Source organism: Frankia sp. CeRuru1, assembly GCF_977966315.1.
Window position 1 is genome coordinate 1 of the sequence record NZ_CDWWEW010000300.1, and the last position, 4,447, is coordinate 4,447.

At 70.5% G+C, this 4,447-nt stretch carries 2 protein-coding genes and 1 pseudogene; all 3 read left to right on the forward strand.

Translation table 11 applies throughout. The features are described from left to right. Positions 1-253: pseudogene (locus AC08OP_RS18480) on the forward strand (hypothetical protein); the annotation flags it as partial. Between the two features lie 95 nt (positions 254-348). Beyond that, positions 349-2,418, forward strand: a complete 2,070-nt coding sequence (locus tag AC08OP_RS18485) for a HelD family protein (RefSeq protein WP_476615341.1) — start codon at positions 349-351, stop codon at positions 2,416-2,418. A gap of 532 nt (positions 2,419-2,950) precedes the next feature. Beyond that, positions 2,951-4,447, forward strand: a 1,497-nt coding sequence (locus tag AC08OP_RS18490) for an IS1634 family transposase (RefSeq protein WP_476615342.1), incomplete at its 3' end; no start/stop codon positions are given.

The window sequence follows — 4,447 nt, forward strand, 5'->3', positions numbered from 1 at the left end:
CCACCCACCTCTCAAAGAGAAGCACCCCGAGGAGGCCCTGGCGGTGGCGCTCGCCGAGGCGGTGCCCGGCGTCGGTGAGTTCCTCACCTCGCTCATGGCCGGTCATGTCGTCACCGCGAAACGAATTCTGTCCCGGGAGAACTGGCGGCAGGTGGCGGCCGGCCGGTCGGCGGCGCAGGTGCTTCCGGAGGCGATCGCCACCGCCCAGCGAGCCTTCCGGTCGCTCCGGCAGGGGTTCCCCGAACTGGCGTGAGGCCCGGTGGCGGCCGGCTGGGCGCGCCACCGGCGATGCTCGGCCGGCCGCGGTCGGCTCCGTCGCGCCACCTGTAATCTTCTCTGGTCAGAATTTTGACCTGGTCATCGTTGGGGGTGTTGGTGGGTACGGGCGGCAGCGACACGGAGCTGCAGGGCGAGCGGCAGTACCTGCAGCGGAGCCGGCTCGCCCTGCGGGGCATGCGCCGGCAGATCGAGCAGGTACAGATCGTCGACGGTGACCCGGTAGTGGACAAGGTGACGAACGCGCACCTGCGCAAGGACCGGGAACGTCGCCTGGCCACCTTCACCGCCGACGACGAGACGACGCCGCTGTTCTTCGCGCGGGTGGACTACGCACCGGACGCCCCGCAGGTTCCGGGGCAGCGCATCTACCTCGGTCGCCGGCTCGTGCGCGAGACGGCCGGTGACGACCCACTGGTGGTCGACTGGCGCGCCGACGTCGCCCGCCCGTTCTACCGTGCGCACCCGGCGGATCCGATGGGCCTGCGGGGCCGCCGGCGGTTCGGCTACGACGGCGCCGAGCTGACGGCCTTCGAGGACGAGCCCTTCACCGACGCCGCCTCGACGATCGCCAGCGAGCTGCTGGAACGCGAGATCCAGCGGCCCCGCTCCGGGCCGATGCGCGACATCGTCGCGACGATCCAGCCGGAGCAGGACGAGATCGTCCGGGCGGATCTGGGCGTGAGTATCTGCGTGCAGGGCGCCCCCGGCACGGGGAAGACCGCGGTCGGTCTGCACCGGGCGGCGTACCTGCTCTACGCCCACCGCGAGCAGCTGAAACGGTCTGGTGTCCTCGTCGTCGGGCCGAACCGGGCGTTTTTGGGCTATATCGCCTCGGTGCTGCCGTCGCTCGGGGAGTTCACCGTGACGCAGATCAGCATCGCCGATCTGCCGGCCACGGTGGCGGTGCGGGCGGTCGAGGCCGACGACGTCGCGATGCTCAAGGGCGACGCCCGCCTCGCCACGGTGATCAGCAGGGCCCTGGCTGGCGCCGTCGGCGTGCCGACCGCACCGGTGACGGTCGCCACCCGCCTGGGCCGGTGGACGATCAGCACCGACGAGGCGGCGGACATTCTCACGGCCCTGCGGTCGAGCTCCTACCCCTACGGTGCGGCGCGAGCCATGCTTGGCCGGCGACTCGCGGCGGCGATCCGTCGTAAGGCGGAGGCGAACGGGCGCTCGTTCACCGACGGCGCCCTGGAGACCCTGGCCCGCAGCCGGCCGATCCGGGAGGCCGTGGAGGCGATCTGGCCCAAGACCACGGGCGCGGCGCTGATCCATCGGCTGTTCACCGACCCCGGCCTGCTGGAGTCCGCCGCCGACGGGGTCCTGAGCTCCCCCGAGCAGCACCTGCTGCTCAAGCACGGGCCAGGTGGCACGCCGCGCACGGCTCGCTGGTCGCTGGCCGACGCCTTCTGCGTCGATGAGGCGGACAGCCTCATCGAGCGGGCTCCCGGTTTCGGCCATGTGATCGTCGACGAGGCCCAGGACCTGTCCGCGATGCAGTGTCGCGCACTCGGACGCCGATGTGAGGATGCGTCGGTGACCGTCCTCGGCGACCTCGCCCAGGGCACGACCGTGTGGGCCTCGACGTCCTGGACGCGGACGCTCGCGCAGCTGGGCAAGCCGGAGGCGCACATCGAGGAACTGACGCGTGGCTACCGGGTGCCCACGGAGATCCTGGTGTTCGCGAACCGGCTGCTGCCCCACATCGCGCCTGACCTGGCCGCCGCGACCTCCTCGCGGTCGGTCCCCGGCGCGCTCACGCTGGTGCGCACGGAACCCGGCCAGCTGGCGGCAACGACCACCGGCGAGGCACGCCGGGTGCTGCGCGCCGAGGGGGCGACGGCGGTGCTGACCCCCGACAGCCTCCTCCCCACCCTGCTGCCGGCCCTGCGTAACGCCGGGCTGCCGTTCGTCGACCTGGGCGGCGGCGAGGCTCCCGGGCGCGCCTCGCTCGTGGCCGCCTCCCTCGCCAAGGGCCTGGAGTTCGATCATGTGGTCCTGGTGGAGCCCGCCGCCGTTATCGACGCCGAACCCACCGTGCTGCACGGTCTGCGGCGGCTCTACGTGGCACTCACCCGAGCGGTCACCTCGCTGACCGTCATCCACAGCGGCAACCTGCCCGAGCCCCTGCGGTAGCAGGGGCCACGTCAGATCCGTCCGCTGGCGCCGCCCGGCCAGTCCGCCCCGGTTGTCGCGCCGGCGGGTTCGCCGTGTCTTTCGTGCTTGAATTGGACCGCGCCCAAACGTCAAGGTCAGCCGCAAAATCGGCGATATCATCCTGGGCGTCAGGAGTAGCAAAATTGAGAGAACTGGCCGTGTGGGCTTTTCGTTGCCCTTGCCTTGCATACGACGTTCTCGACGATTTCAGGTGGCCTTTTCGGTGGCCGGTGATGTTTCTTTGGTCGCCGCACCTCCGAATTTCGGTGGGTCGCCCTGCTCTCCCGTGTCACATCCCATCGCGGGAGGTATTTGTGACGTGGCATCAACGGAGATTCACTTGCATTCACCCGGCCGCCCCTCCCCTTACCTATAGTCCCGGATGGAACAGAGATCCTTGGACTCCTGTACTCCGCACGATCGTCCGGTGTGCTGATTACGTGACTTCTTGATCCGGCGGCGTGGCGATCAGCCTGGTGCGTAGTGCGTCCGGTCTGGCACGGTTCGCAGCGTGCTGGCGGCCGCGGACCTCCTCTACGGGCCCCCGAGCTCGGAGAAATTCCTCGGCTCGCTGCCCGTGATCCGTAGCCTGCTCGCGAGGATCGACCTCGTCGCGATCATCGACCGGCTGCGCCCGATCCAGGAGAACAAGGCCCGCTACACCCACGGCCAGGTCATCGCCATGCTGATCGCCAACCGGCTGACGTCCCCGACCCCGCTGATCCGGGTCGAGCAGTGGGCCCGCAGGTGGGCCGTCCAGGAGATCTTCGGGATCGAGCCCGACGCGCTCAACGACGACCGGTGCGGCCGGGCGCTCGAAGCCCTCGCCGAGCAGGCCGACGCGATCGTCGGCTCGATCGGCGCGGCCGCCGTCGCGGCGTTCGGCATCGAGACCCTGCGCTTTCACTGGGACATGACCAGCATGTCCGTGTACGGCGCCTACGACCAGGCCGACCCCGCCTACGCCACCCCGAAACCCGGCCACCCAAAAGATCACAGATTTGACCTCAAACAGGTCCAGGTGGGCGTCGCGACCAGCGCCGACGGCGCGGTCGCGTTACTCACCCGCGCCTACGACAGCGGCGCCGCCGAGATCAGCCAGGTCGAGGGCGCGCTGCGCGCCCTGCGCGAACTGGCCGGTGAGCGCCGCTTCCTGATGGTCGGGGACAGCAAGCTGGTCTCCTACACGAACCTGCGGGCGATCGACGCCGCCGGGGCCACGTTCGTCGCCCCCGCCTCGCGCACGCTCGTCGGGCTGGCCGAACTCGCCGCCCACGACCCGACTACCGCCACGATCGTGGACTGGACGGCCCAACGCGACCAGGACAAGCTGTTCCACGAGCGCGACGTCCACCGGGTCGTCGAGGGGACCACGACCCTACGCGGGCCGAAGGCCGCCGACCCGCCGTTCCCCGTGCGCACGGTGTTCTCCCACTCGGCCCGCCGCGCCGAGACGTCCGCGACCACCCGCACGAAACAGATCGACAAGGCGCGCGCGGCGCTCGTCGTGCTGCACCGCAACCTTGGGACCCGCTACTACCCCGACGAGGCAGCGGTCCGCGCCCGCGTCGAGAAGATCACCGCAGAGTGTCGGGTCGGGGCGTGGCTGCGCACGCACATCGACACCGACCCCGACCCCGACACCGGCAGACCACACCTGACCTGGTTCTTCGACCCCGACGCGCTCGACCTCGCCCAGAAGGCCGACGGCTGGTTCGCGCTGCTGACGAACCAGAGCATCGAGGAGAAGGACGCCGCCGGGGTCTTCCTCGACTACAAGGGCCAGGAGGCCTCCGAGCGGCGCTACAGCGCGTTCAAGGGCCCGCTCGCCGTCGCCCCCCTCTACGTCGAGAACAACCAGCGGATCCACGGCCTGCTCCACGTCGTCGGCCTGGCCCTGCTGCTGTTCTCCCTGATCGAGCGCCAAGCCCGCCAGACCGCGGGCCCGTCCGGGAAGGTCCCGGCCTCTACGCCGGCCGCCCGGCTAGGCCCACCGGCCGGCTCCTAC